We start from the raw sequence: 25,156 nt of genomic DNA, 5'->3' as shown, positions 1-25,156 counted from the left end.
GATTGTTTTTTACAGATATTGATAAGCTGAAAGCGTTAAAAATTCTTCAAATTTTTCTGACAATACTATTTTATCAAATAGCTCAAACGCCAGTTCAAACTTGGTATTTTTAATGTTAGACTCGCCATACTCTTTTATTATTTTTTCAACTTCATCATTAAACAACGCTTTGTAGAGTGTAAGGTCAAATTTTCTGTCATCTTCAAGTATGACTTCATTTTTTAACCATTGCCAAACTTGTGTTCTAGAAATTTCGGCAGTAGCAGCATCTTCCATTAAATTGTATAGTGCTACAGCTCCATGTCCTCTTAGCCAAGCTTCTGTATATAAAATACCTACGTTAATGTTTTTTCTAATTCCTGCTTCTGTCACAGTACCTTTTGGAATTTCTACTAAATCTTCTTCGGTGATGTGTATATCGTTACGTGTTACGTGTAACTGGTTTGGTGTTGGCATAAACTTGTTAAATTCTGTCATTGCTATTTCAACTAAAGCAGGATGCGCAACCCAAGTACCATCGTGACCGTTCTTTACTTCACGTTCTTTATCTTTTCTAACTTTTTCTAGCGCAACCGCGTTGGCTTCTGGATTGTTTTTAATAGGAATTTGCGCTGCCATACCACCAATGGCAAGTATGCCACGTTTATGACAACGCTGGATCACTAATTTTGAATAAGCATCCATAAATGGTGTCGTCATAGTTACCTGGTCACGATTAGGGACTACAAAATTTGGGTGATTTCTGAATTTCTTGATGTATGAGAAAATGTAATCCCAACGACCACAATTTAAACCAACAATATGGTCTTTAAGCTCGTAAATTATTTCATCTAATTGAAAACTTGCAGTAATTGTTTCTACTAAAACGGTTGCTTTAAAAGTTCGTTTTGGAACTTTTAAATAGTCTTGAGCGAAAGTGAAAACTTCATTCCACCAGCGTGCTTCTAAATAATGCTCTAATTTTGGTAGATAAAAGTAAGGAGCTGTACCATTTTCTAACAATGTTTTTGTGTTGTGAAATACGTATAACCCAAAATCTACTAAACTTCCTGAAGCTTCTTCATTATTTATTAATATGTTCTTTTCGTTTAAATGTAAGCCTCTTGGTCTTACTAGAAGAACAGCTGTTTTATTATTTAATTTGTAAGATTTCCCACGTTTTGTGTCAACTAATTTAATTGTTTTCTTATTAGCATCCATTAAGTTTTGCTGTCCTTGAATGCTGTTTCTCCAAGTAGGGGCATTGCTGTCTTCTAGGTCAGCCATAAACGTTTTGGCACCAGAATTTAAAGCATTAATAATCATTTTTCTATCGACAGGACCAGTAATCTCTACGCGTCTATCCTGTAAGTCGCCCGGAATGCTACCTGCTGTCCAGTCGGTATTTCTAATCTCTTTCGTTTCTTTAGGAAATTCTGGAAATTGCCCGTTGTCAAATACACTTTGCTGTTGTAAACGTCTATTTAACAATTTTAATCGCTCTCCATTAAATTTTTCATGAAGTGCAGCCAAAAAATCATGAGCTTCATCAGTTAAAATTTCTGGATAATAATTATTGACATCTTTGGAGTATGTGATTTTTGGTAATTTTAAAAGCGTGTGTTCCATCTTGTGATTATTTTATGAAGCAATATTAGTATAAAGATTGCTATAAAACAAGCGAACGTTCGCTAAAAGTGTATTTTCGCAAAAAATTAAGTGTTCGCAGAAAAGTTTATATTTGCTATTATGGAAGAAGATTATATTAAACTTATATTCGGCTTGAAGTTAAAGCAAATAAGGACTGACAAGAATTTGTCATTGTTTGGTTTGTCTAAACTTTCGGGTTTATCTAAGTCGTATTTAAATGAAATAGAAAATGGGAAAAAATATCCCAAACCTGATAAAATCGCCATACTGTCTAAAAAATTAGACGTGCCTTTTGATCAAATGGTATCACTAAAATTAGATAAAAATTTAGCGCCAATTGGAGATATTTTACAGTCTAAAATACTCAAGGAAATACCGCTCGAGGTTTTTGGTATTAAAGAAAGTAATTTAATTGATATTGTTGCAAACGCACCAACTAAAGTGAATGCGTTTATAAGTACAATTATCAAAATTGCACAGCATTATAATTTTGGTAAGGAGAATTTTTACCTCGCTTCAGTGCGTTCATTTCAAGAGGCAAACAAAAATTATTTTGAAGATTTAGAACAAAGTGTTTTAAAGTTTGCTAAAGCTTATCACTTGGATTTGAATCAAAAAATTACCGCTAAAGATCTAGAAGATATTCTAATAGAGGAATATGGCTATAGTATTGTAGCTAATGAGTTAAGTAAATATGAAGCTCTAGGTAATTTACGATCTGTTTTTATTCCAAAGACTAATACTTTATTACTTACAGATGAGGTAGATGATGCGCAACGCACCTTTATTTACGCCAAAGAATTGGCTTATAATTTTCTTGAGATAAATGAACGGTTATTTACGTTTCCTTGGATAAAGTTTGATTCTTTTGATCAGGTATTAAATAATTTTTATGCGTCTTATTTTGCAGGTGCATTGATAATACCTAACGATCAAATTAAAGCAAAATTGACTAAAATCTTCAAAAAGGAAACTTTTGATACATCTCTTTTTTTAGAAGCTATAGATGCGTTTAATGCTTCTCCAGAATCTTTTTATCAACGCTTAACTAATATATTACCGAAAGCCTTTAATATCCAAAATTTATTTTTTTTAAGATTTACTTATAAAGCTGCAAGTAATAAATTTCATCTTAAAAAAGAGTTACATCTGTCACACCAGCATTCACCACGTGCCAATGAAACTAATGAACATTATTGTAGAAGATGGGTGTCTTTAAAAGCTTTAAAAGATATAAGTAAAAGTAAAAAAGAGCACGAATTTGATATTCAGATTTCTGAGTATGAGGATGGCGCAAAGTATTTAGTAATATCTTCTGCTACTAAAGATCCATTTAAAGATAACCACTACAGGAGTATAAGTGTTGGAATGTTAATTAATAAACATTTGCATCGAAAGCTCAGTTTTTTAGAAGACGCAAAAATAAAAAATCAGAATGTAGGCGTGACTTGCGAGCGTTGTGCAATTAAAAACTGTGAGGTTAGACAAGTTCCACCAACTATATTAGATAAAGTTGCTAGAAACAAAAAGATAGAAGAAATTGTTCAAAAATTAAATACGAAGTTCACGTCTTAAATGAATTACGTTTTGCATATGGCTAGTGGCGGCTTCGAAGCACTTTCCTGTCCACCGAAATCAAGGCTTGCTACGTAGCGAAATTCTTGCTGACAGCCGTTCACCCGCTATAAAATATATGTTTTGTTGTGTGCAGTTTTTATTCATTCTTTTATTGATTGTGGAGGACCTGCTTGTTCAATTGCATCTCCACCAAACTTAATTAAATCAAAAAGATGAGTTACCGTCCATCTTAATTCATCTTGATTGCAGTAGTAGCCTTCAATCTTTCCATATTCGTTGTAATCTGATATATTAAAACCGTCTTCGATGTCATTAAACCAAATCACTTTCTTGCCACAGATTCCTACGACCCAAAATCCACCACCTTCGCTCCCATAGTCCGGTTCAGTCCATTTTTCAGGATTAATTTTTATCAGTTGCCAGAAATTCCATAATTCTCCGTTCAGGTCAGTTTCTGTTTTCAGAATTTTGACCAGTATCTCAATCTCTGTTATTGGTTTCCACATAGTTCTTTCAAATTGCACACAACTCGCTAAATAATCTATTTTATCGTCGATATCCAGTAAAGATATAGAATTAAACTATTTGTCATTTGGCGTCAATTGGGTTAATGGTTTTTAAGATTTTAAAGTTATCGACTTCTGAACTGTTCTTTATGTTGGGTATTCTCAGAATTATTAACATAATTCTTCAAATAATGCTCGAACTGACATTTGAGGATAAAAAAAAAGCCTTCCAAAACTGGAAGGCTTTTTAGTTTATACAAAACAGGAATTAATCTCTGCTTTTGTTTCTATCGCGATCACCACTACGATTTCTATCACGGTTTCTGTCGCCTCGAGGTTTGTCTTCTCTAGGAGCTCTTTCTTTATAACCTTCTGGCTTTTCTAAAAGTGCTTTACGAGATACTTTCTCTTTACGTGTACGTTTATCTATACCAAAGTACTTAACATCAATAATATCACCTAGTTTTACTACATCAGAAACATTTTCTGTGCGTTCCCAAGCAAGTTCACTAACGTGCAGTAATACTTCATTTCCTGGAGCTTCTGTGTATTCTACAACAGCACCAAAGTCTAGCATTTTAATAACTTTAACTTCGTAAACGCTACCAACTTGTGGTTTAAACGTTACAGAGTCTATCTTAGCTAGTACAGCATCAATACCTTCTTGCCCAGTACCAAGTATTTCAATAATACCTTCTTCTGTAACAGGATCTTCGTTAATAACGATAGTTGTACCTGTTTCTTTTTGAAGTTCTTGAATTACTTTTCCACCAGGTCCAATCATTGCACCAATATACTCATTAGGTATTCTTACAGAAACCATTTTAGGAGCATAAGATTTTACATCTTCATTTGGTTGAGAAATAGTATCTGTTAACTTCTCTAAGATATGTAAACGACCATCACGAGCTTGTTTTAGCGCATTTACTAAAATCTCATATGATAAACCTTTTACTTTAATATCCATTTGGCAAGCTGTAATACCATCTGCAGTACCAGTTACCTTAAAGTCCATATCACCTAAGTGATCTTCATCACCTAAGATATCAGATAGTACAGCATACTTTCCACTTTCTGCATCAGAGATTAATCCCATTGCAATACCAGAAACTGGTTTTTTCATTTGTACACCAGCATCCATCATTGCCATTGTACCAGCACATACTGTAGCCATAGAAGAAGAACCATTAGATTCTAATACTTCAGAAACAACACGTACGGTGTAAGGACAATCTTCAGGAACCATACCTTTTAAGGCACGTTGTGCTAAGTTACCATGACCAACTTCTCTACGTGATGTTCCACGAATAGGTCGTGCTTCACCAGTTGAAAAAGGAGGGAAGTTATAGTGTAAGTAAAAACGCTCTTCACCTTCATAAGAAGGCATATCAATCATATTTGCATCTCGTGATGTACCTAAGGTTACTGTAGCTAAAGCTTGAGTTTCTCCTCTGGTAAATATTGAAGATCCGTGTACAGATGGTAAATAATCTACCTCACACCAAATAGGTCTTATATCTGTAGTTTTACGACCATCAAGACGTAAACCTTCATTAAGCGTTAAATCTCTAATAGCAGCTTTTTCTGCTTTGTAGTAATACTTAGAGATTAAGCTGCCAAAATCTTCTTGTTCTTCTTCAGAGAAGGTAGCAATAATTTCATCCTTAATATCAGAAAATGCTTGGCTACGTTCGTGCTTAGCAGATCCAGCTTGTGCAATAGCATAAACTTTATCATATGCCATATCATGCACTTTCTTAGCAAGATCTTCATCTTCACGTTCTGCAGCGTATTCACGAGTCTCTTTCTTACCAAATGCTTCAGCTAATTTTACTTGAGCCTCACATTGTACTTTAATAGCTTCGTGTGCAAACTTAATGGCTTCTGTCATTTCTTCTTCAGAAATCTCATCCATTTCACCTTCAACCATCATTACAGAGTCTGCAGATGCACCAATCATCATATCGATGTCAGATTCTGCTAACTGTGTTCTTGTTGGGTTGATTACAAATTCCCCATTTACACGACCTACGCGTGCTTCTGAGATAGCACACTCAAAAGGGAAATCTGAAAGTTGAATTGCTGCAGATGCTGCTAAACCAGCCATTGCGTCTGGCATTACATCGTCGTCATGAGACATTAACTGAATCATCACTTGAGTTTCTGCATGATAATCTTTTGGGAAAAGAGGACGTAAAACACGGTCTACTAGACGCATTGTTAATACTTCACCATCACTTGGTCTTGCTTCTCTTTTGAAGAAACCACCAGGATAGCGTCCTGCAGCTGCAAATTTTTCACGGTAATCTACCGTAAGTGGAAGAAAGTCCACATCACTTTGTTTGTAGTTAGACACTACGGTACAAAGAAGCATACATTTGCCAGATTGTACCACTACCGAACCGTGTGCTTGCTTAGCAAGTTTACCAGTCTCAATAGTAATTTCTCTACCATCACCTAAATCGATGGTTTCTTTAAATACTTGAGGTATCATAAATTGTGTTTGTTGAGAGCAAATACTGCTCTCATTGTTAAAATTGGTCTTCGTCTTTCCTGGACGATACAGGGTTGTGTGTAGTAGTAGTGTGGCTTTCGCCGAAAATTGACCAATGAAAAACTAGAGTTTAGCTTTCTTGTATAGTTGTAGTTTTAAATGCCCAACCAAACATTGTAATAAAAAAGGGAACGCCTAGACGTTCCCTTATATATAACTTACTTACGTAAATTTAATTTCTTTACAATCTCTCTGTATCGTACAATATCTTTCTTCATTAAGTAATCTAATAAAGAACGACGACGACCTACCAAACGTACTAGAGAACGCTCTGTAGCGTAATCTTTACGATTGTTTTTTAGGTGATCTGACATGTGTGAGATACGGTGAGTAAATAATGCGATTTGTCCTTCTGCTGAGCCAGTATCATTTTTATCTTTACCGTGTTCTGCGAAAAGGTTTCCTTTTTCTTCTTGAGTTAAATACATTCCAAAATTGTTTCAATGAATATCATGTACATGGCAGACGTTCTACCAAGCCGCAAAGATATACTTTTTATTTAGATAATTAATTTTCAGTTTGAAAAATTATTTAAACATACGATTACAATTAATTTCTCGTTATTCATAAACTAATAAAAACTCAAAAACTAAACTTATGAAATTAAAATTTTTAGCTATTTGCTGTATTACTTTAGGAATAGTATCGTGCTCTGATGATGATAACGAATCAGAAAATGAAACACCTTCTAATTTTTCTGTCGAAAATGAACAACGCTCTGCTCAAATGAGTACAAGTTCAGATTTAAGCTTTAACGTAGTAGAAAATGCATTCGATGAACAAACAGCTCCAAGTGAACTAGTCTCTAGCACAACATTTTTTCCTACTTGTGCAACAATTACTTTAAATGGAAATGGTGACGGTAGCGGTACAATAACTGTTGACTTTGGTGAAGGTTGTACCTTAAATGATGGCAATTATGTACAAGGTGCTATTATTATAGATTATGAGACAGTAGATGAAAATACACGAAATCTTACATATACTTATGAAGACTATGCTGTAAACTTAATTGAAATTTCCGGTGGTGGTGCAGCAGTAAGAACCCTATCTAACAACAATGGTTTACCACAATCTGTAGCTACAGAATCTATTTCTGCATCTTTTCCTAATACAGATGTTACAGGTACAAGAGTTGCAAATCGTACTGTAGTATGGGTTGAAGGTGTAGGTTCTGGAACCTGGACTGATAACGTATATGAGGTTTCAGGAAACTGGGATACGGAATTAAGTAATGGATTTTCAAGATCTGGAAATGTTACTACAGTGTTACGTAGAGAGCTAAGCTGCCCAGTAGTGGTAAGTGGTGTTGTGGAAATTACTCAGAATATAGGTACAGCTAGTTTAGACTATGGTGATGGCACTTGTGACTCGATAGCTGTTTTAACCTTTAACGGTGTAGATTATGAAATCTATATTGGAAATTAAGAGCTTTTCAAAATAGGATAAAAAAAGCCTCCAATTATTGGAGGCTTTTTTTAGTTTCTTACCGGCTGATTTAAAATTAAATCAAGGTATAAGTTTACTTTTTTCTTTAACTCGCTTCTTGGAGTTATAAAATCTAAGAAACCGTGTTCTTGTACAAACTCTGCAGTTTGGAAACCATCTGGTAATTCTTTACCTGTAGTATCTCTTACTACACGTGGACCAGCAAAACCTATTAAGGCTCCAGGTTCACTAATATTTATATCTCCTAACATTGCAAAAGATGCTGTAGTACCACCAGTAGTAGGATCTGTACATAATGATATGTAAGGAATATTTGCATCTGCCAATTGAGCAATCTTTGCAGATGTTTTAGCTAATTGCATTAAAGACAAAGCAGCCTCCATCATACGAGCACCACCAGATTTAGATATCATTAAAAATGGAATGTTGTGTTTAAGTGAGTAGTCTGCAGCACGTGCAATTTTTTCACCTACAACACTACCCATAGATCCTCCAATAAACCTGAAGTCCATACAGGCAATAACTAGATCTTTACCTTGAGATTTTCCAACTGCAGTTCTTACTGCGTCTTTTAAACCTGTTTTCTTTTCAGCTTCTTTAAGACGATCTACATATTTCTTTTTGTCTTGAAATTTAAGTGGATCTTTAGAAGTTAGGTTAGCGTCTAACTCTTTGTATTTATTGTCATCAAATAGTATTTGAAAATACTCGTTACTACCAATTCTTACGTGATAGCCATCTTCTGGACTAACATAAAAATTTTCTTCTAATTCTTCTGCATCTACAATCTTACCAGTAGGACTTTTGTACCAAAGTCCTTTAGGGACATCTTTCTTGTCTTCTGTCTTTGTCTGTATCCCTTTTTGGGTTCTTTTAAACCAAGCCATATTTTTGGGTTTTTTAAGTTGAAATTAAATTCAATTTCAATCTTTATAAAGTATTCACATTATTTAAATCTTCAAAAGCTTTCTTTAGTCTAGCTTTAAAAGTTAATTCGCCTTCACGTACCCATTTTCTTGGGTCGTAATATTTTTTATTTGGGATATCATCTCCGTCAGGATTTCCTATTTGTGCCGAGATGTAATCTTTTTTGTCTAAAATATAATCTCTACATCCTTCGGTAAATGCATATTGTAAATCTGTATCAATATTCATTTTTATTACGCCGTAACCTATAGCTTCTCTAATTTCTTCGACTGTAGAGCCACTACCACCGTGAAATACAAAATCTATGTGGTTATGTTCTACATTGTATTTATTAGAAATATATTCTTGAGAATTTTTAAGAATCTTTGGAGTAAGCTTTACATTTCCTGGCTTATAAACTCCGTGTACATTTCCAAAAGCTGCTGCAATTGTAAATTGGTCGCTTACTTTGCTTAACTCTTCATAAGCGTAGGCAACTTCTTCTGGTTGTGTGTATAGTTTAGAGTCGTCTACATCTGTATTGTCTACACCATCTTCTTCACCGCCAGTAATACCTAGCTCAATCTCTAATGTCATACCCATCTTACTCATGCGAGCAAGGTATTCTTTACAGATTTCAATATTTTCTTCAAGAGGCTCTTCACTTAAGTCTATCATATGAGAGCTGTATAGAGATTTACCAGTTTCGTTATAAAACTTTTCACTAGCATCTAACAAACCATCTATCCAAGGTAATAACTTTTTAGCACAGTGATCTGTATGTAAAATAACAGTTGCGCCATAAGCTTCTGCAAGCTCGTGTACGTGTTTAGCACCTGCTACACATCCTGCTATTGCAGCTTTTTCATTTTCATTAGATAATCCTTTTCCAGCATTAAATTGACCGCCACCATTTGAAAACTGAATAATTACAGGTGAGTTTAACTCTGCCGCTGTTTCCATTACAGCATTAACAGTACTTGATCCAACCACATTTACGGCAGGTAAAGCATAGCCGTGTTTTTTAGCGTGGTTAAAAATATCTTGAACTTCTTTGCCTGTAGCAACTCCAGGTTTTATTGTGTGACTCATAATTTTTAGTTTGTTAGGTTACAAAAGTAGTAAAAAATGCCTGCTTAAAAAGGATAGTTTATACCAACATTATATACGGCATTTGCAAAGTTATATTGTTTAAACCATCTGTCTCCTTCAGTTAATGCTGGATTGTATGTTTTAAAGCCGATATCAAATCGTATTACGAAAAAATTCACATCGTATCTTAAACCAAAACCAGAACCTACAGCTAACTCACTAAGGTCTGAAAGTGATGTGAATCTTGCATCTTCATCATCTACATTATCTAGTACATTCCAGATATTTCCTACATCTACAAATAAAGCACTGTTTAATTGTCCAAAAAGATTAAATCGGTATTCACCGCTAAAATGTATTTTCATATTAGCTTCATTAAACTCATTACGGCCACCTGTACTTCCTGGTCCAAGATCATATGCTTGCCAACCTCTATTATCATTTGTGCCTCCTGCAAAAAATGACCTAGAAAAAGGAATGCTTTCTGAGTTGCCATAAGGAATGGCTATACCACCAAAAGTGCGTATTGCAAAAATATTCTTGTTGCCCCAATCCCAATGCTTTATGTAATCTAGCTCTAATTTTGCGTATTGAGAAAATCGTACACCAAAGATATTATAACCACCAGTATTGTTTTCTTCGAGACCTATACTACTGGCAATTGTTGACAGTGTATTTCCTGCAAATTCTATTTTACCTCTAAATCTTGAAAAATCATTATCATAAAGGTTGTCTCTATTATCATAAACATAGGAGAAATTAGAGGCAAAAATCAGGTTGTCTTCTGTTAACCTGTCTTGGCGTTCATTTATATTGTTTATGTCTTGTAGCTCATCTGTAGTTAAGTTATCTATGTTGTTAGATAAAGCATCATTAATAAAGCTATTGGCGCCTTCGGGAATTATTAATGTAGATGTGCCGTCTTCGTTAGTATTAAAGTATGCAGGGTTTACATCATTATTGTTTTGAGCAATGTCATTTAGAATATTAAAAGAGTTTCTGTAAACATTAAAATAATTTCCTGTATTTAAATTTCTAACATACTGAACGTTAAGTAAATCTAGTTGATGTGTTAATGTTTTTTTAGGCTGCCAACGGTATGAAAAAGCACCTGTGACATTTTGTTTATCTAAGCCTATATTTTGTTGAGTGCTTACACCTACGCTTAATGTGGTGAAGGGTGACATGTAATTAGGAATATATTTTTCTGTGTTTATAGGGAACAGTATTTTTGGGAAAGACAATTTCATATCTGCTCCAACTTCTGATATATTAAAAAAACGATCTTCGCTATCTGCAGCATCACTGGAAGAACCTATACTACCTCTAGTTGATATTTCAAAAGTTTCTGCACCTCTAAAAATGTTTCTAATTAGTAAAGAGCCTCCAAAACCAATACCGAAATCTTGTATATTACTTTGAGAGACATCAAAATTAAAGGCGACATTGTATTTTTCTCTAGGCGTTAAAAATACATTGGCTATTAAATTAGTATTTGTGCTGTCTCGAGGATCTTCCACATATTTAATATTAGGATATTTAAAAATCCTTAATTGTGAAATTCGATTGTATGTTAAGGTTCTGTCTATGTCTTTAAAAACATCGCCCTTTTTTATAAAAATATTATCTGTTAAAGATTTGGGCCTGTACTTTATTTCATCGAAAGCCATGAGATTATAACCGTCATAGCTAGTGGTATCTGTAATGGGTTTATTTCTATTTTGATACGTGTAGTCTGTAATAATATTAACCTCACTAATCTTATGAATTTTAAAGGGAACCTTTATAGCAGTATCTCCCAGTTTTACAGGTCTGTCACCAATAAGCACATTTACATTAACCTTATGGTTAGTGTTTACAGTATCTGCATCAAAATTTAAAAATTCTTGCTCAAAATGATAAAGGCCACTATTTCTAAACAGTGTTGTAAGACGGTCGCGTTCATTCCCAAAATCTTTAGTGGCATATTGTACTCCAGACTTAATAAGACTTTTATCTTTATGGGCTTGATATAAAGAATCTACAACTGGTGACTCTATTTTTCTTGAAATGCTATCTACTATGTAGGGTTTGCCTGTAGTAATAAAATAATCAACAGTACCACGTTTGTTGTCTTCTAAATTTATTTCATATTTAGAATCAACATTAAACCAGCCATTATTCCAGTACCAAGCTTCTAATCTGTTTTTAGATTTGTTGGTTTTTTCTTCATTTATAATTGTTGGTGCTTGTCCTGTACGTTTAATCCATTCGTTAAAGTTAATTCCAGCATCTATGCGCTTGATAATTTGCTTTTCTGACCAGAATTTTTTCAGAAATTTTAGTTTCTTAGGGTTGTCATAAATTCTAGAAGTAAGAATAGAATCTATATTTGGTCTTGCCATATTATAAATGTGCAAGCGTAAAGGAACGCCAAGTAGTTTAACGTTAGGGTTTTGATACAATTGGTTTCTTATGCGAGGATCTGAAACTTTTTCATCGTTTTGATAAATAGTATTTTCAGTAAGTAAATGCTCATCTGCTTCTAAGCGTTTTACAGCATTACAAGAGCTTAACACCACAAGGATTAAAAGAATAAGTGTTATTTTTACGTGCTGTACGGTCAAGCCTATAGTATAATCTAATATTAAACGTTCAAAAGTACCATTTTTACATGGTTAGCAAAAGCCAATCTAAGTTAATACGCAGTCTAAACCAAAAAAAATTCCGTTTAAAACATGGGCTTTTTGTTGTTGAAGGTGTTAAGAGTATAAATGAATTTTTAAACTCAAGTTTAGAGCTCTATTCATTATTATCAACAGAAAATGTTTTTTTAAGTCATTCTAAAGAAACTCAGCTTATTTCTTTAAAAGAATTGCAGGCAATATCTCATTTGTCTACAGCTCAAGTTGCTTTGGCAGTGTTTAAGATTCCTGTTCCAAAAACTGACTTTAAACAAAATAGACTTCTTGCTTTAGATGGTGTTAGGGACCCTGGAAATTTGGGAACTATTATTAGGTTATGTGATTGGTTTAATATTCAAAGTCTTATTTGCTCTAAGGATACTGTAGATTGTTACAACCCTAAAGTTGTGCAAGCCACAATGGGATCATTAACTAGAGTAGAGGTTATTTATACAGACTTACATAAGCACTTAAATACTTTAGATTTACCAATTTTTGGAACTTTTATGAATGGGGAATCTGTTTACAGCAAACCATTACCAGAAGATTTTGTTATTGTTATGGGGAACGAAGCTAATGGTGTTACTAAGGAAATAGAGGAACTTTGTAATCATCGTATTGCCATACCTCAATTTGGTAGTGGTGCACCTACAGAAAGTTTAAATGTGGCAACTGCTACTGCAATTACATTGAGTGAATTTTCTAGACGTCTTATTGAAAGGTAAAGTTTATAAATACGCCTCTAGAAGACATTTTTTCAATATTACTTGTATAAATACTGTTAGGGTCCGCATCTCTTACCAATTCATCATTAAGAGCAAAAACACCTCGTATTGAAGGTGTAAATTTGAAATAGTAAAGGTACAGGTCAATCCCAAAGCCTACCTCATAATAATAACTGTTATTGGTCATTCTAAACTGGCCAACACTATTATCATCTGGATTATCTTGGTTACTAGAAAGGTTTATTGCTGTTGAAAGGCCACCAACAATAAATGGCTTCCAGTTATTTAAGCGTTTTGTTGAAACTTTTAATAGAAGCGGAATATGAACATAGGTAGATTTTACTTCTCGCAATCTATCTTGATCATCTTCACCTGCAAACGGAAATATTAAGTTTCGGCTACTAAACGCAACCATTGGCTCAAGCCTTAAATCTAAATAATCATTAAGTCTTAAATTTCCTAAAAGCCCAACATTAAAACCAACGCTTTTTTCTACTATGATATCTTCTGTTTGGTTTTTGTAATCAAAATCAAAGTCATAACTATTAAACCCTAAGGTGTATCCCCAAGATAATCTTGATTTATCAAAATTGTCAAGGTTTCTAATTTTCTCTTTGCCAAAAGGCCATTGGGCTTGGGCATTATGAAATGATACTAAGGCTATTAAGATGATAAGAAGTCTTCCCATTAAGATGTTTTTGAAGCAGTATAAATTGTTGCAGAACCTAGAGTTTGTGGTAAATTCTTCACATTTATAAACCCTACTTTTCTCAAAATATTGTTGAAAGCTTCACCATGTGGAAATTTAGAGGCACTTTCACTTAAATATTTATAAGCTACTCTGTCTTTACTAAACATTTTTCCAATGGTTGGTAAGATAAACTTGCTGTATAAATTATAACCTTGTTTAAAAGGGAATCTTGTGGGAACAGAAGTTTCTAATACCACAAAAGTTCCAGAAGGTTTTAGTACTCGTAATATTTCAGACAGTCCTTTTTCTAAATCTTCAAAGTTTCTAACACCAAAAGATACCGTTATAGCATCAAATTTATTGTCTTCAAAAGGTAAGGCTTCACTATCTGCTTTTTGCAAGATAACCTTATCTGTAAGATTTGCTTGAGCCACCTTTTTATGACCTATAGAAAGCATTCCTTCACTAATATCCACACCAATTATTTCAGAAGCACCGGTGCGTTCCATTTGTATAGCAAGGTCTCCAGTACCAGTGGCAATATCTAAAACGCTTTTAGGGTTGGTAGAAGCCACTATGTCTATCACCTTTTTACGCCATTTTACATCAATACCAAATGAAATGACACGATTAAGCCCATCATAATCTGAAGAGATATTGTCAAACATTTGTTCAACCTGCTGCTTCTTATTAAGTTGAGAATCTTTATAGGGAGTAACTTTCTTAGACATTTAATTTTTTTTGCAAAGATAACTTTCTAAATTGATACCTGTGGAATTGTAGATAAGTAAAATTAATAGCTACACTATACAATTACAAAAAACAATTTTAAAGCAGTTTAAACTTCTGAAAGTCTTTAGGTTAAAAACCTTCCGAAATTTGACTTAACGTGTTTGGTGTCTAAATAACCCTTATAATTCTTTAAGAATTTAAATTTGAAGTATCTTTGTATCACTTTTTTATAAACTATGAAGATTATTATTGCCGGAGCTGGCGAAGTAGGCTTCCACCTTGCAAAACTACTTTCTTACGAGTCTCAGGATATTACCCTGATAGATAATGATAGGAAAAGTCTTAATTACGCCGATACGCATTTAGATATTAGGACAATTAAAGGTGATGCTACATCTATACGTATATTAAGAGAATCTCAGATAAAAGGTGTAGACCTTGTTATAGGTGTAACCGAAAGTGAAAATACAAACATTACAATTTGTGTGTTAGCAAAGCAATTAGGTGCTAAGAAAACCATTGCAAGAATCTCCAACACAGAGTTTATAGATTTTAAAGAAGAAATAGGGTTTACCAAATTTGGAATAGATGAGCTAATTTCTCCAGAAGCCTTAGCTACTAAAGAAATTGGGTTACTACTTAATCAAAGTGCATTTAGTGACACTTATGAATTTGAAGGAGGCGCACTTACACTTATAGGAGTTACATTATCTAGAACAGCATCTTTTGTTGGTAAAACAGTTAAGGAAGCCGCTAAGATATTTCCAGAATTACACTTTCAACCTATTGCCATACAGAGATTTGGAACTCAGTATACCTTAATTCCTCGTGGAGACACTCAGTTTAAAGAAGGCGATCAGGTATATTTTACTACTATAAAAGGTGGCGTTGAAGAGCTTTATAAATTAACTGGTAAAATTAAGCAGGAGATTAAGAATGTCATGATTCTTGGTGGTAGTAAAATTGGAGAGCAAACAGCAAAACAATTATGCTCTACTAAATTTAACGTTAAGCTTGTAGAAAACAATAGTGATAGGGCTTTTGACCTTGCAGACGATTTGCCGAAAGCTTTAGTAATAAATGGAGATGGTCGTAATGTCGAGCTTTTAGAAGAGGAAAACATTCAGGATATGGATGCTTTTATTGCCGTAACAGGTAATAGCGAAACAAATATCATGTCTTGCCTTGTTGCCAAAAGTAAGAGTGTTAAGAAAACTATAGCGCTAGTTGAGAATATGGATTATTTTCAATTGAGCCATTCTATCGGGATTGATACATTGATAAACAAAAAGCTATTAGCTGCGAATAACATATTTAGATACATACGTAGAGGAGATGTTGTTGCTATGACAAAGCTCAACAATATGAATGCAGAGCTTTTAGAGTTTATAGTAAAATCTACATCAGAGGTTTGTAATACATTAATTAAAGATGTCGCATTTCCTAGAGCCGCTATTATAAGTGGTGTTATAAGAGATGGAAAGGGTATTATAGCTTTAGGAGATTTTCTTATAAAAAGTGGAGACCGTATAGTAGTTTGCTGTTTACCTAGAGCCATAGTAAAGGTTGAAAAACTCTTTTTATAATGCCAAGGTTAAACTTTAAAATCATCTTATATATAATGGGACTACTATTGCTTTGCAATGGTGGTTTTATGTTACTTTCTGTAATTGTAAGTTGGTATTATAATGATGGTGTTACTTTAGAGTTATTCTCTTCTTCATTGCTTACTCTAATAATTGGGACATTATTAATGTTCACTACAAGAAACCATAGTAAACGTATAGATAAACGTGAAGGGTATATCATAGTTACTTTTGGTTGGATTTTTATGGCTCTTAGTGGTATGATACCCTATTTGCTTTCTGAAGCTATTCCAGGTTTTACAAATGCATTTTTTGAGACCATGTCTGGTTATACCACAACAGGCTCTACAGTATTAAGCGATATAGAAATAGTACCTAAAGGTGTTTTGTTTTGGCGTAGCCTTACACATTGGATAGGAGGTATGGGTATAATTGTACTAGCAATTGCCATTTTACCATTATTAGGAATAGGCGGTATGCAGTTATTTGCTGCAGAAGCGCCAGGACCAAGTGCAGATAAACTTAAACCTAGGATTACAGACACAGCAAAACGTCTTTGGTTAATTTATGTTGGCTTCACTTTTTCTGAAACTATTCTTTTGAAAGTTGCAGGAATGGGTTGGTTTGATGCTGTGAACCATTCCTTAAGTACATTATCCACTGGAGGTTTTTCTACTAAAAATGCCAGTTTAGCTTATTGGAACGATACGCCAATTATACAATATATAGTAATTGTATTTATGTTTTTGGCAGGTATGAACTTTGTCATGAGCTACTTTGCATTAAAAGGGAAATTTAGTAGGCTTTTACAAGATGATGAACTGCGTTGGTATTTTGTATTTATAACTGGCTTTACCATAATAGCTTCTGTTTTGGTTTACTTATTTGCAGATGTAAGCATATCCTCAATAGCTCATCCAATGGTTTGGGGTGAAGCAGAAAGTAGTTTTAGACATTCATTATTTCAAGTATTGGCAATTATAACTACAACGGGTTTTGTGACCGCAGACTATACGTTATGGACACCATTCTTAACTATTTTCTTTTTCGGAATGTTCTTTTTGGGTGGTTCTGCAGGATCAACTTCTGGTGGTGTGAAAGTTGTGAGACACCTTATTCTTATTAGAAACGGTATAACAGAATTTAAGCGCACTTTACATCCAAATGCAATCTTACCAGTACGATATAGACAAAAAGCTATTCCAAAAGAAATTGTTTTTAATATCCTTGGTTTCTTTATCCTTTATATGTTGGCATTTATTATTGGTGCAATAGGATTAGCTGCTTTAGGGTTAGATTTTGAAACAGCTATTGGTGGTGCAGCAACATCAATTGGTAATATAGGACCTGCATTTGGTGACTTAGGACCTGTAAACAATTTTAATGGTTTGCCTAATTTTGGAAAATGGTGGTGTAGTTTTCTTATGTTAATAGGAAGGCTAGAGCTGTTTACAGTTCTTATTATACTAACACCATTCTTCTGGCGTAACAGATAACTTTAATTTAGGTTTTCATTAAATGCACTTGGCAATAGTTTAGGAATAAACTTAATAAGGATAGGTAGCAAGATGCTTCCGCCAGGAACTAAAAAAATAGCCAGAGATGGTATAGATTTACAAATATCTAATAGCTGCTCCTTAACCTTTTGTTTTTCCACATCATTTAAATCTCGCACTGTAGACTGTCCCAAGAGGATAACCAACTCTTTACTTTCAGATAATTCTTTTAGGAGTCGTTTTCTATTTCTTATTACTAATACTTTTACAGTACGGTTAGTTTGTTTGTAAAAGTGTTTTACAGGATTACTGTATTGAAAAAATGCAATCTTATTTTTATGCGTTTCTATAAAAAAATGAACGTGAGTTAAAGCCTGCTCAACAAAATCCTTTCTTATGCTCAAAGCTTCTCCTAGATCATAAATAAATTGAAATTCTGTTTGGTCAAGCCTATTGTCATCCCAAACCGCAAGGCAAGACATATCTAAAAGGTAATAACGTTCTAAAACTTCAGAAAGAGAATCAATAGAAAGATCAGACAAGTCTGCAGCATTATCGTGTATAATGGTATTGTAACGAACAGAGCTTTTAAAGAGCTTTAGTAATAGTTCATCATACTCTTCTTTATTTTCCTTTTGCTTTAAGGACAAGCATATAGATTTAACAACAGTAGCCTCAATATGCTTTGCGTATTTTAAAGTATCATTATTGTACATTAAAAAATGATCGAAAGCTAAGACATCAATAAACAAAAGAGCATTGGTTACTAAATGGCTAAAGTTCTTTTTTATAAAAGATTCATTGGTTTGTATACGTTGCTGAAGTAAGTTTTCTAAGGTTTCATAGTTAGAAAGTTTAGAAACACTAGGTAATTTCAAAAATGTATACGTTTTACTATTTAAGCTTCTGTAGAATTCAATTATAGAAAGAACGCAATCTTCTTCAGATGCATTTTCAATAGATTGAAAATATATATAACATAAGGCATCAAATAAATTAACCTTTGTAAGTTCTTCCTCTGTTAACTTAAGTCGTTTAGTTTCTTCGGTATTTAAAGTTTTTACAGAAGTACCATAAATGAAACCAGATTCTCTAAACTGCGTATAAACATCTTTCTCTTCGCCTAAATAGGGAAGAGTGGCTGTTATAAAATGAGGTAAGTGCTTCTTAATCCAGCCTTTCGCAGAAGGGTTCATAATTTAAGATTATGCAGGTAAAGTTAAAATATTATCAAAACAATATGTTAATCTATTATCATATTTAGCTGTTTAATATTTCTTTATATGTGTTTAACACAACATTAACGATTGTTACAAAACTGTAGCCTCTAATTCCCCGTAAGTTTAGGTGAACGAATAAAATTTTTAAATTCTAATTATGAAAAAATCAAAATTAATAGCAGCAATAGGTGGTCTTACGCTTGCTGCGGTTGCGACAGTATTTATCGCGGCTGACCACATTGACTCTCCATCTGTTGTAAACGGAGGAGCAGACATTGCAGACCTTTACGCTTTTGAAGGAGAAAATCCTGATAACACAGTATTTATTGCGACTTTGCCAGCTATGACATTACCAGCAGGTTCTCCAGCAATAGATTTTGACGAGAGTGTTCTTGTTGAGTTTAACATAGATACCACAGGTGATGGTGTTGAGGATTTCGTATTACAAGCTATCCCTAGAGATGGTGTAATGTATTTCTTTGGACCATATGCAACTACTGCAGATACTACAGGTAAAGTAAGTACTATTGACACGAATGCACAGTACCAATCTTCTGTAAACATTAACGGAGCTCCTGTAACTAGTACAGACGGTCTTAGTTATTATGCAGGTACAAGAAATGATGCTTTCTTTTTCGACTTTGAGCAATTTAACAATGTAAAGCAAGGTCCAGACGTAGCACCTAATGGTTTTGACCAAGCAGATGAAGCTTCAGATTTATTCTCAGGTTTAAATGTTAATGCTATCGTTGTAGAAGTTCCTAACTCTATTTTAGGTGATGGTGCTCCACACGGTGCAGGTACAGGCGTAGACGTTTATAACGTTTGGGTTGAAACTAAAAGACAATAAAAGAAAACGTAAATTTTTAAAAGACAATAATTATGAAAATATTTAAATATACAATCTTATCACTTTTTGCAGTTGCTGTATTAGCTAGTTGTGGTGATGATGATGATAATGGAAACGTTGTAGCTGCAGATCCTACTTGTAGCGATGGTATCCAAAACCAAGGAGAAACAGGCGTAGACTGTGGTGGTCCTTGTACACCTTGTGAAGATATGGGTACAGTAGATTTCTCAGGTACTTTTACGCAAGTAGATATTATGGGACGTCCAGGTATTAATACTGTATTAGGTATTAGTGATGAAAGAAAAGACGATTTTAATGACTCTACTCCAGCAGAACAAGGTGCAAACTTTGCAACTGAATTTACAGGTATGATTAATGGTTACCATACTGCATATGGTGCAGAATATGAAAATAATATTCTTAACTTAACTGCAGACCAAATGGGATCTATCTTAGCTTTAGATGTATTACAAGTAGCACCTAACGCGCCAACTACATATTTTGATGGAGAAAATGTTCTTACAGGTCGTAACTTAACAGACGATGTTGTAGATGTTTCTTTAGTATTATTATTTGGTGGTGCTAACGGAGATAGATTTGATGGTGACGATGGTTTACCAGAGTTAGTAAGTGACAATGTTGGGTTTGACTCTACAAATGCAATTACTACTAGTTTCCCATATATGGCTCCAGCAAACTAATAATTAAGAGTTTTATTGAGTAAATTTGTAGAAGAGAACGCATATATGTGTTCTCTTCTTTATTTAAACCTATTTTTAAAATGAAATATTTAGCCTACATTTTTATTGCCAGTTTTCTGTTTATTTCCTGTAAACAGGATGCAAAGCAAGATTCAAAAGAAGAAACTTCAACTGTTTTAAACAAAGAAGATTATAATACGTATTTAGTGAGCAACAATACAAGCACTTATGATTTTGCACTAAAGAATAAAGAAAAATGGGCATCAAATGTTGCTAAAGATAGTAATGCTATTGCAAGCTTAAGCTATTTAGCCAGTGCCTACAATATGCTTTTTAATACAACAGGCAATGTAAATTATTTAGATACAGTTGCACTATTGCAAGACCGTGCTTTAAATGTCTCTTCTGAAACTTTTAAAGCAGACAAGATGCGTGCAAGAGCTGCAACATTCATTTCACAGCATAGATTTCAAGAAGCAAGAGATAGTTTGTTGGCAATTAAAAATTTATCTGGTAAGTCTGGAACAAACCTTATGTTGTTCGATGCTTTTATGGAAACTGGTGAATATAACAAAGCTGAAACCATATTAGATTCTTTAAAAAATAATAAGGATTACGATTACCTAATAAGAGCAGCAAAATGGAATGATCATAAAGGCGATCTAGATACCGCTATTAACCTATTAGAAAAAGCTAGAGAAATTGCAGACAAACGTAAAAATCCAACTTTACAAATTTGGATTTACTCTAATCTTGGAGATTTTTATGGTCACGCAGGAAGAATAGAGGATTCCTATAATAGTTATTTAAAAACGCTTGAGTTGCAACCAGATAATGCATACGTAAAGAAAGGTTTGGCTTGGATTGCCTATTCTTATGAGAAAAATGCAGATGAAGCCTTAAGAATACTAGATAGCATAAATGTAAATTATAATACACCAGATTATCATTTACTAAGAGCAGAAATTGCAGAATATAAAGGTGACGATGCTCAAAAGGAAAAAGAATTACAAGAGTATAAAGATAAAGTGAACAATCCTGCTTACGGCGAAATGTACAATGCATACAATGCTGTGGTGTACGCTGAAGAATTTAAAGACTTTGACAAGGCACTACAAATTGCACAAAGAGATGTAAACAATAGATCTACTCCAGAAACCTATCATAACTTAGCTTATGTACACCATTTAGCCGGTAATAATGAAAAAGCTTTAGCACTTATTGAAGATCACGTTAAAGGAAAAACATATGAGCCAATGGCCCTATATCATTCAGCAATAATTTATAAAGCCAACGGAATGACCGAACAAGTCGAAACTTTAAAAAATGATGAGTTATTAGGTACAGCCTATGAAATGGGACCAGTAACTTATGAAAAAATAAAAAATCTTTAAAAAATTTAAATCTGAGAAAACCATCGTCTATATTTTCTCGTAAGTGATAGTATAGAGAAAGTTTGAAATTCAAAGTAAGAGGTGATTTTCAAAAAAATAAAAGCTCGAGAGAGCTTTTTGTATAAGCTAGTTTAGCTTAGAGTTTTTTCAGAGTTTTTTGTTAGTAGGATACCTGTCTAGAAATAGACAGGTATTTTTATTTAGAGTTATTTGCAAAGCAAATTAGTATATAAAAAAAAGCAGCTTAAACTATTTAAGCTGCTTTTGTAATAATGAAAGGGGTTTATCTTTATGCACCAACGGCACCTAAAACATATAGTTGTTCTAGAGTTGGAGATTCACTTCCGCCTTCCGGCTCTAATGTAATACCAAAAGCTTCAGAAGTATTGCTGTTATCTAATTTATATATTTGAGAAGATTGTGACTCATTCTCAGTTAGCAAACCTAAACTAGTAGGCGTAAGCGGATCTAATTTAAGAGACCATACTTGGTAAACCTTACCTTTTGGAGGCTTTGGTAAACCTTGAGCATCAATATAGGCTGTATTTGTTTTTGTATTCCAATACACAGAAGCATAAGCATCTTTATCAACAGCTTGTGCTCCAAGAGGAACTTTTATATACTCATTACTTCTTACAATGGTAAGCAAGTCTTTGGTTTGAGTAAGTTCAAGTTCAGCTTGCTCATATTTACTATTTACAAGTACATTTTGAGTTTTTTGATATCTTAAGTCTTCTCTTAAATTATTAGTTTCGTTAAGTGTATAAAATAATCCACCTATTAAAGCTATGCTTGCAGCCCAACCAATAATTGCAGGCATATTATAACTCTTTTTAGGAGCTATAGAAACTACTTTGCCTGTATGATTAAGTTTTCGTTTTATATCTGCCAGAACTGTTTCTGGGTTATATGGTGCAACATGAGTAGATAAGCTTTTTAAGGCAGTTTCAATTTCTTCTACTTCTTTATGTACTTCTGGGTATTGGTGTAATACCTTAGACACTTCTTCTGCCTCTGCTTGAGTTAAAGCGCCGTATACATAAAGTTCAAGTATACCAGATTCTATATATTTATTAATATCCATGTGTAACTATTCAGTCATTAATTCCCTCAACCTGTTAATACAAATCCTATTTCTGGTTTTTACAGTACCAAGTGGCATATCTAACTCGACTGCGGCATCTTTTTGTGTAAACCCTTTGAAGTATAAAATTTCAATAACTTTTTTGCAAAGTGGCTCAAGAGCGTTTACAAATTTTCTGATTCCGATAGTGTCTGTACGTTTAGAGAAACTATTCTGATCTTCAAGAATATTTACGAAAAACTCTGCCTTTAGGTTTTTCTTTTTGTTCTTAAAGTCTTTAGATCTAATCTTATCTATAGCTGCATTGCGAGCAATGTTAAGAACCCAAGTAAAAAATCGACCTTTAGTTGAAGAATAAGAATTGGCATTGTCCCATATCTTAATAAAGACATCTTGCAAAACTTCTTCTGCAATTGCTGTGTCTTGTACCACGTTATAAATAATACCAAATGTGCTTTCGGAGTATAGTTCGTAAAGTCTTTCAAATGCTTTTTCGTCTCTACGTTGCATTTGAAGAATTAAACTGTCTGGTTGCATAGTGCTTTTTTAGTTCAGCTAAAAATAAATAAAAAAATGGAAGAAGGGCATAAAAAAAGCGACCATTAGGTCGCTTTATGATTTTTAGCAATGAAATCTACATTTTTGCGATCACACCACACCCAACTCTAGTACCTGCAGCACCAGATGGTTGGCTTGTAAAATCATCTACACCATCGTGAATAATAATAGCTTTGTTTAAAATATCTTTATTAGTATCTCCACAGCCAATACACCATTCATCTGTAGTTAAGTTTACTGTACCATTACCTTTAGCATCTACGTTAAAGTTTCCAATATCACCTTTATGGTAGCCATTTTCACTTCCCCATTTGCCGTGTGGTGCGCCAGTAGGATTCCAGTGTCCACCAGCACTTGTGCCGTCTGTAGCACTACAATCTCCTTTTTCATGAATATGAATGGCATGTTTACCTTCTGCTAATCCAGAGATTAAGGCTGTCATAGATACATTGTCTCCTTCTTGTTTAAAAACAACGCTTCCGCTTACAGTACTTTCACTTTTGGCTTCAAGGGTAGCTTTGGCTTTTTTTACCATAGTTTCCTTAGGAGCTTCAGTTACTTCTGTAGTGTCCTCAGACATTTTATCTTCTTTCTTTTCTTTCTTACAAGCAACTGCAAAACATAATAATGTCGACAGTGCTAATACGCTTAATTTTTTCATCTTTAATTCGTTTTGTATGGTTATAATACCAAGTTACTATTATTTGCCTTTCCTATCAATATTTTAAGGAGGTTTAACTTAAATACAACACTTATTAAGATTTGCTAATGCTGCCTTTGTTGTCCATATATAATAGTAGTAAGGGTATTAAACCGTGTGGTAATCTATATAACATCTCAAATGTGTTTTGATGTAAAGATCTTAATATGAAATCTGAATAAAAATTACCGAGTAATCTAGCCATTGCTGTGGAGAATCCCCAGATTACAGCCCATATAAGACAATATTTTACAATGGTTTTGTTTGGAAGAAAAATGCCAATTGCAATTACAAAGTCTAAAATACCTGCTATAAGTAAGAATGATTTTGCAAAACTTTCTGAACAATTAAAAATGCGTATAACCATATCAACAAAATAACCAGGTACAGGATAATATCCTAATGCATAAAGTCCATGACCGATGAAGGTTAATGCTGTAATTAGTTTTAATATAAATTGAAGCGTTTTATAACTCAAATTAAATCTCAAGTAGCTTAACAAAATAAAAGGAGTTGTAAACTGAATACTGTACTCTATAAATTGTCCAATCTTATAATTTTTGGTAATTGTAAGTAACACAGCTAGAAATATGAGGCCAATGCCAGAAAATAATATGGGTACTTGAAAGGCTTTATAATTTTTTTGGCGTAACCATATAACAAATGGTATAGTTATGATAAATAACGTTCCAAAACAGTATACAATATAATCTGTGTAAATATCTATTTCTGGTAAGGACAAGAACTCGTGCCAAGTCATTTTAAACTGCTTTTCTACATACGGTTTAAAATATTCTGCATAATAATATAAACTTATAAATGGCGCCGAGAAGAAAATAAATTGGTAAGCTCTTCCTAGTAATACAAGAATTACAGAAATTTTTAAAAACGTAATCAGTTTTGAGTTTGGCATTTTTAAAATTTCAGCAAAAATAGAGGCTTTATTTACAAACAAGACCACTTAACAATTATGTAACTTTTTAATAAAATAAAAAGGTATTTAAGGTAACATAGCAAGGTTAATATTGCATGTGTAACATCT

The 25,156-nt window shown here is 33.6% G+C and carries 22 protein-coding genes; 8 read left to right on the top strand and 14 right to left on the bottom strand.

Features of this window, described 5'->3' with window-relative positions:
• Positions 1-9: 9 nt before the first annotated feature.
• Positions 10-1,608, bottom strand: a complete 1,599-nt coding sequence (aceB, locus tag CA2559_RS12140; RefSeq protein ID WP_013188201.1) for a malate synthase A — start codon at positions 1,606-1,608, stop codon at positions 10-12.
• 120 nt (positions 1,609-1,728) lie between these two features.
• On the opposite strand from aceB, the gene CA2559_RS12135 reads away from it, so the two are divergent.
• Positions 1,729-3,204 carry a helix-turn-helix domain-containing protein gene (locus CA2559_RS12135; protein WP_013188200.1) on the top strand — a complete coding sequence of 492 codons (1,476 nt, stop codon included), beginning with the start codon at positions 1,729-1,731 and terminating at the stop codon, positions 3,202-3,204.
• Between the two features lie 143 nt (positions 3,205-3,347).
• On the opposite strand, the gene CA2559_RS12130 is transcribed toward CA2559_RS12135, so the two are convergent.
• The 3 genes from CA2559_RS12130 to rpsO all read right to left on the bottom strand — a co-directional run bounded on the left by CA2559_RS12130 (position 3,348) and on the right by rpsO (position 6,695).
• A complete protein-coding gene (locus CA2559_RS12130; RefSeq protein ID WP_013188199.1) occupies positions 3,348-3,713 on the bottom strand; it encodes a hypothetical protein in 366 nt (121 codons plus the stop codon).
• 268 nt (positions 3,714-3,981) lie between these two features.
• Positions 3,982-6,207: a polyribonucleotide nucleotidyltransferase gene (locus tag CA2559_RS12125; protein WP_013188197.1), complete on the bottom strand. Its 2,226-nt coding sequence runs from the start codon at positions 6,205-6,207 to the stop codon at positions 3,982-3,984.
• Positions 6,208-6,425: 218 nt separating this feature from the next.
• Positions 6,426-6,695 carry a 30S ribosomal protein S15 gene (gene rpsO, locus CA2559_RS12120; protein ID WP_013188196.1) on the bottom strand — a complete coding sequence of 90 codons (270 nt, stop codon included), beginning with the start codon at positions 6,693-6,695 and terminating at the stop codon, positions 6,426-6,428.
• Between the two features lie 169 nt (positions 6,696-6,864).
• Here rpsO and CA2559_RS12115 point away from each other — a divergent pair, with 169 nt between their 5' ends.
• Complete coding sequence (locus CA2559_RS12115; protein ID WP_013188195.1) at positions 6,865-7,695, top strand: hypothetical protein; 831 nt, start codon at positions 6,865-6,867, stop codon at positions 7,693-7,695.
• 50 nt (positions 7,696-7,745) lie between these two features.
• Here CA2559_RS12115 and accD read toward each other — a convergent pair whose 3' ends face one another.
• The 3 genes from accD to tamL are packed head-to-tail and all read right to left on the bottom strand — an operon-like array spanning position 7,746 to position 12,320.
• The gene (gene accD, locus CA2559_RS12110; RefSeq protein ID WP_013188194.1) at positions 7,746-8,603 is read right to left on the bottom strand and encodes an acetyl-CoA carboxylase, carboxyltransferase subunit beta; all 858 of its coding nucleotides are present in this window, start codon (positions 8,601-8,603) and stop codon (positions 7,746-7,748) included.
• 43 nt (positions 8,604-8,646) lie between these two features.
• Positions 8,647-9,714: a class II fructose-bisphosphate aldolase gene (gene fbaA / locus CA2559_RS12105; RefSeq protein ID WP_013188193.1), complete on the bottom strand. Its 1,068-nt coding sequence runs from the start codon at positions 9,712-9,714 to the stop codon at positions 8,647-8,649.
• A 44-nt stretch (positions 9,715-9,758) separates the two neighbouring features.
• Positions 9,759-12,320 (bottom strand): translocation and assembly module lipoprotein TamL, encoded by a 2,562-nt coding sequence (gene tamL / locus CA2559_RS12100; protein WP_013188192.1) that lies wholly within the window; start codon positions 12,318-12,320, stop codon positions 9,759-9,761.
• A gap of 47 nt (positions 12,321-12,367) precedes the next feature.
• On the opposite strand from tamL, the gene CA2559_RS12095 reads away from it, so the two are divergent.
• Positions 12,368-13,102 carry an RNA methyltransferase gene (locus CA2559_RS12095; RefSeq protein ID WP_013188191.1) on the top strand — a complete coding sequence of 245 codons (735 nt, stop codon included), beginning with the start codon at positions 12,368-12,370 and terminating at the stop codon, positions 13,100-13,102.
• On the opposite strand, the gene porT is transcribed toward CA2559_RS12095, so the two are convergent.
• Both porT and ubiE read right to left on the bottom strand, forming a co-directional pair.
• On the bottom strand, positions 13,089-13,790 hold the full coding sequence (gene porT, locus CA2559_RS12090; RefSeq protein WP_013188190.1) for a type IX secretion/gliding motility protein PorT/SprT: 702 nt from the start codon (positions 13,788-13,790) through the stop codon (positions 13,089-13,091). The genes CA2559_RS12095 and porT overlap by 14 nt on opposite strands.
• Positions 13,790-14,524 (bottom strand): bifunctional demethylmenaquinone methyltransferase/2-methoxy-6-polyprenyl-1,4-benzoquinol methylase UbiE, encoded by a 735-nt coding sequence (ubiE, locus tag CA2559_RS12085; protein ID WP_013188189.1) that lies wholly within the window; start codon positions 14,522-14,524, stop codon positions 13,790-13,792. Before ubiE ends, porT begins: the two co-directional genes overlap by 1 nt.
• A 237-nt stretch (positions 14,525-14,761) precedes the next feature.
• On the opposite strand from ubiE, the gene trkA reads away from it, so the two are divergent.
• On the top strand, positions 14,762-16,111 hold the full coding sequence (trkA, locus tag CA2559_RS12080) for a Trk system potassium transporter TrkA (protein ID WP_013188188.1): 1,350 nt from the start codon (positions 14,762-14,764) through the stop codon (positions 16,109-16,111).
• On the top strand, positions 16,111-17,607 hold the full coding sequence (locus tag CA2559_RS12075; protein WP_013188187.1) for a TrkH family potassium uptake protein: 1,497 nt from the start codon (positions 16,111-16,113) through the stop codon (positions 17,605-17,607). Before trkA ends, CA2559_RS12075 begins: the two co-directional genes overlap by 1 nt.
• 2 nt (positions 17,608-17,609) lie before the next feature.
• Here the strand turns inward: CA2559_RS12075 and CA2559_RS12070 are convergent, their stop codons facing one another.
• Positions 17,610-18,803, bottom strand: a complete 1,194-nt coding sequence (locus tag CA2559_RS12070) for an LETM1-related biofilm-associated protein (protein WP_013188186.1) — start codon at positions 18,801-18,803, stop codon at positions 17,610-17,612.
• A gap of 181 nt (positions 18,804-18,984) precedes the next feature.
• Here CA2559_RS12070 and CA2559_RS12065 point away from each other — a divergent pair, with 181 nt between their 5' ends.
• The 3 genes from CA2559_RS12065 to CA2559_RS12055 all read left to right on the top strand — a co-directional run bounded on the left by CA2559_RS12065 (position 18,985) and on the right by CA2559_RS12055 (position 21,772).
• On the top strand, positions 18,985-19,677 hold the full coding sequence (locus tag CA2559_RS12065) for a DUF4331 family protein (RefSeq protein ID WP_013188185.1): 693 nt from the start codon (positions 18,985-18,987) through the stop codon (positions 19,675-19,677).
• A gap of 32 nt (positions 19,678-19,709) precedes the next feature.
• Positions 19,710-20,378, top strand: a complete 669-nt coding sequence (locus CA2559_RS12060; protein ID WP_013188184.1) for a DUF4331 family protein — start codon at positions 19,710-19,712, stop codon at positions 20,376-20,378.
• 80 nt (positions 20,379-20,458) lie between these two features.
• Positions 20,459-21,772, top strand: a complete 1,314-nt coding sequence (locus CA2559_RS12055; protein ID WP_013188183.1) for a tetratricopeptide repeat protein — start codon at positions 20,459-20,461, stop codon at positions 21,770-21,772.
• A 289-nt stretch (positions 21,773-22,061) separates the two neighbouring features.
• On the opposite strand, the gene CA2559_RS12050 is transcribed toward CA2559_RS12055, so the two are convergent.
• The 4 genes from CA2559_RS12050 to CA2559_RS12035 all read right to left on the bottom strand — a co-directional run bounded on the left by CA2559_RS12050 (position 22,062) and on the right by CA2559_RS12035 (position 25,027).
• Positions 22,062-22,856: an anti-sigma factor gene (locus CA2559_RS12050; RefSeq protein ID WP_013188182.1), complete on the bottom strand. Its 795-nt coding sequence runs from the start codon at positions 22,854-22,856 to the stop codon at positions 22,062-22,064.
• A 6-nt stretch (positions 22,857-22,862) separates the two neighbouring features.
• Positions 22,863-23,393, bottom strand: a complete 531-nt coding sequence (locus CA2559_RS12045; RefSeq protein WP_013188181.1) for an RNA polymerase sigma factor — start codon at positions 23,391-23,393, stop codon at positions 22,863-22,865.
• 97 nt (positions 23,394-23,490) lie between these two features.
• Positions 23,491-24,075: a superoxide dismutase family protein gene (locus CA2559_RS12040; RefSeq protein ID WP_013188180.1), complete on the bottom strand. Its 585-nt coding sequence runs from the start codon at positions 24,073-24,075 to the stop codon at positions 23,491-23,493.
• A 94-nt stretch (positions 24,076-24,169) separates the two neighbouring features.
• Positions 24,170-25,027, bottom strand: coding sequence for a hypothetical protein (locus tag CA2559_RS12035; protein WP_148232815.1), 858 nt, complete (start codon positions 25,025-25,027; stop codon positions 24,170-24,172).
• Positions 25,028-25,156 lie beyond the last annotated feature (129 nt).

Origin of the sequence: Croceibacter atlanticus HTCC2559, from assembly GCF_000196315.1 — a bacterium.
Classification (GTDB): domain Bacteria; phylum Bacteroidota; class Bacteroidia; order Flavobacteriales; family Flavobacteriaceae; genus Croceibacter; species Croceibacter atlanticus.
The sequence above is the reverse complement of the archived record's forward strand: the minus strand, read 5'-3'. Positions and strand labels throughout refer to the sequence as shown.

Coding starts and splice junctions, on each gene's coding strand:
- CA2559_RS12040 (WP_013188180.1), bottom strand. CDS start 24,075: ATGAAAAAATTAAGCGTATTAGCACTGTCGACATTATTATGTTTTGCA.
- CA2559_RS12115 (WP_013188195.1), top strand. CDS start 6,865: ATGAAATTAAAATTTTTAGCTATTTGCTGTATTACTTTAGGAATAGTA.
- ubiE (WP_013188189.1), bottom strand. CDS start 14,524: ATGTCTAAGAAAGTTACTCCCTATAAAGATTCTCAACTTAATAAGAAG.
- porT (WP_013188190.1), bottom strand. CDS start 13,790: ATGGGAAGACTTCTTATCATCTTAATAGCCTTAGTATCATTTCATAAT.
- CA2559_RS12075 (WP_013188187.1), top strand. CDS start 16,111: ATGCCAAGGTTAAACTTTAAAATCATCTTATATATAATGGGACTACTA.
- fbaA (WP_013188193.1), bottom strand. CDS start 9,714: ATGAGTCACACAATAAAACCTGGAGTTGCTACAGGCAAAGAAGTTCAA.
- CA2559_RS12130 (WP_013188199.1), bottom strand. CDS start 3,713: ATGTGGAAACCAATAACAGAGATTGAGATACTGGTCAAAATTCTGAAA.
- rpsO (WP_013188196.1), bottom strand. CDS start 6,695: ATGTATTTAACTCAAGAAGAAAAAGGAAACCTTTTCGCAGAACACGGT.
- accD (WP_013188194.1), bottom strand. CDS start 8,603: ATGGCTTGGTTTAAAAGAACCCAAAAAGGGATACAGACAAAGACAGAA.
- CA2559_RS12050 (WP_013188182.1), bottom strand. CDS start 22,856: ATGGATATTAATAAATATATAGAATCTGGTATACTTGAACTTTATGTA.
- CA2559_RS12125 (WP_013188197.1), bottom strand. CDS start 6,207: ATGATACCTCAAGTATTTAAAGAAACCATCGATTTAGGTGATGGTAGA.
- CA2559_RS12055 (WP_013188183.1), top strand. CDS start 20,459: ATGAAATATTTAGCCTACATTTTTATTGCCAGTTTTCTGTTTATTTCC.
- CA2559_RS12045 (WP_013188181.1), bottom strand. CDS start 23,393: ATGCAACCAGACAGTTTAATTCTTCAAATGCAACGTAGAGACGAAAAA.
- CA2559_RS12135 (WP_013188200.1), top strand. CDS start 1,729: ATGGAAGAAGATTATATTAAACTTATATTCGGCTTGAAGTTAAAGCAA.
- CA2559_RS12070 (WP_013188186.1), bottom strand. CDS start 18,803: ATGAACCCTTCTGCGAAAGGCTGGATTAAGAAGCACTTACCTCATTTT.
- CA2559_RS12065 (WP_013188185.1), top strand. CDS start 18,985: ATGAAAAAATCAAAATTAATAGCAGCAATAGGTGGTCTTACGCTTGCT.
- CA2559_RS12095 (WP_013188191.1), top strand. CDS start 12,368: ATGGTTAGCAAAAGCCAATCTAAGTTAATACGCAGTCTAAACCAAAAA.
- trkA (WP_013188188.1), top strand. CDS start 14,762: ATGAAGATTATTATTGCCGGAGCTGGCGAAGTAGGCTTCCACCTTGCA.
- CA2559_RS12060 (WP_013188184.1), top strand. CDS start 19,710: ATGAAAATATTTAAATATACAATCTTATCACTTTTTGCAGTTGCTGTA.
- aceB (WP_013188201.1), bottom strand. CDS start 1,608: ATGGAACACACGCTTTTAAAATTACCAAAAATCACATACTCCAAAGAT.
- CA2559_RS12035 (WP_148232815.1), bottom strand. CDS start 25,027: ATGCCAAACTCAAAACTGATTACGTTTTTAAAAATTTCTGTAATTCTT.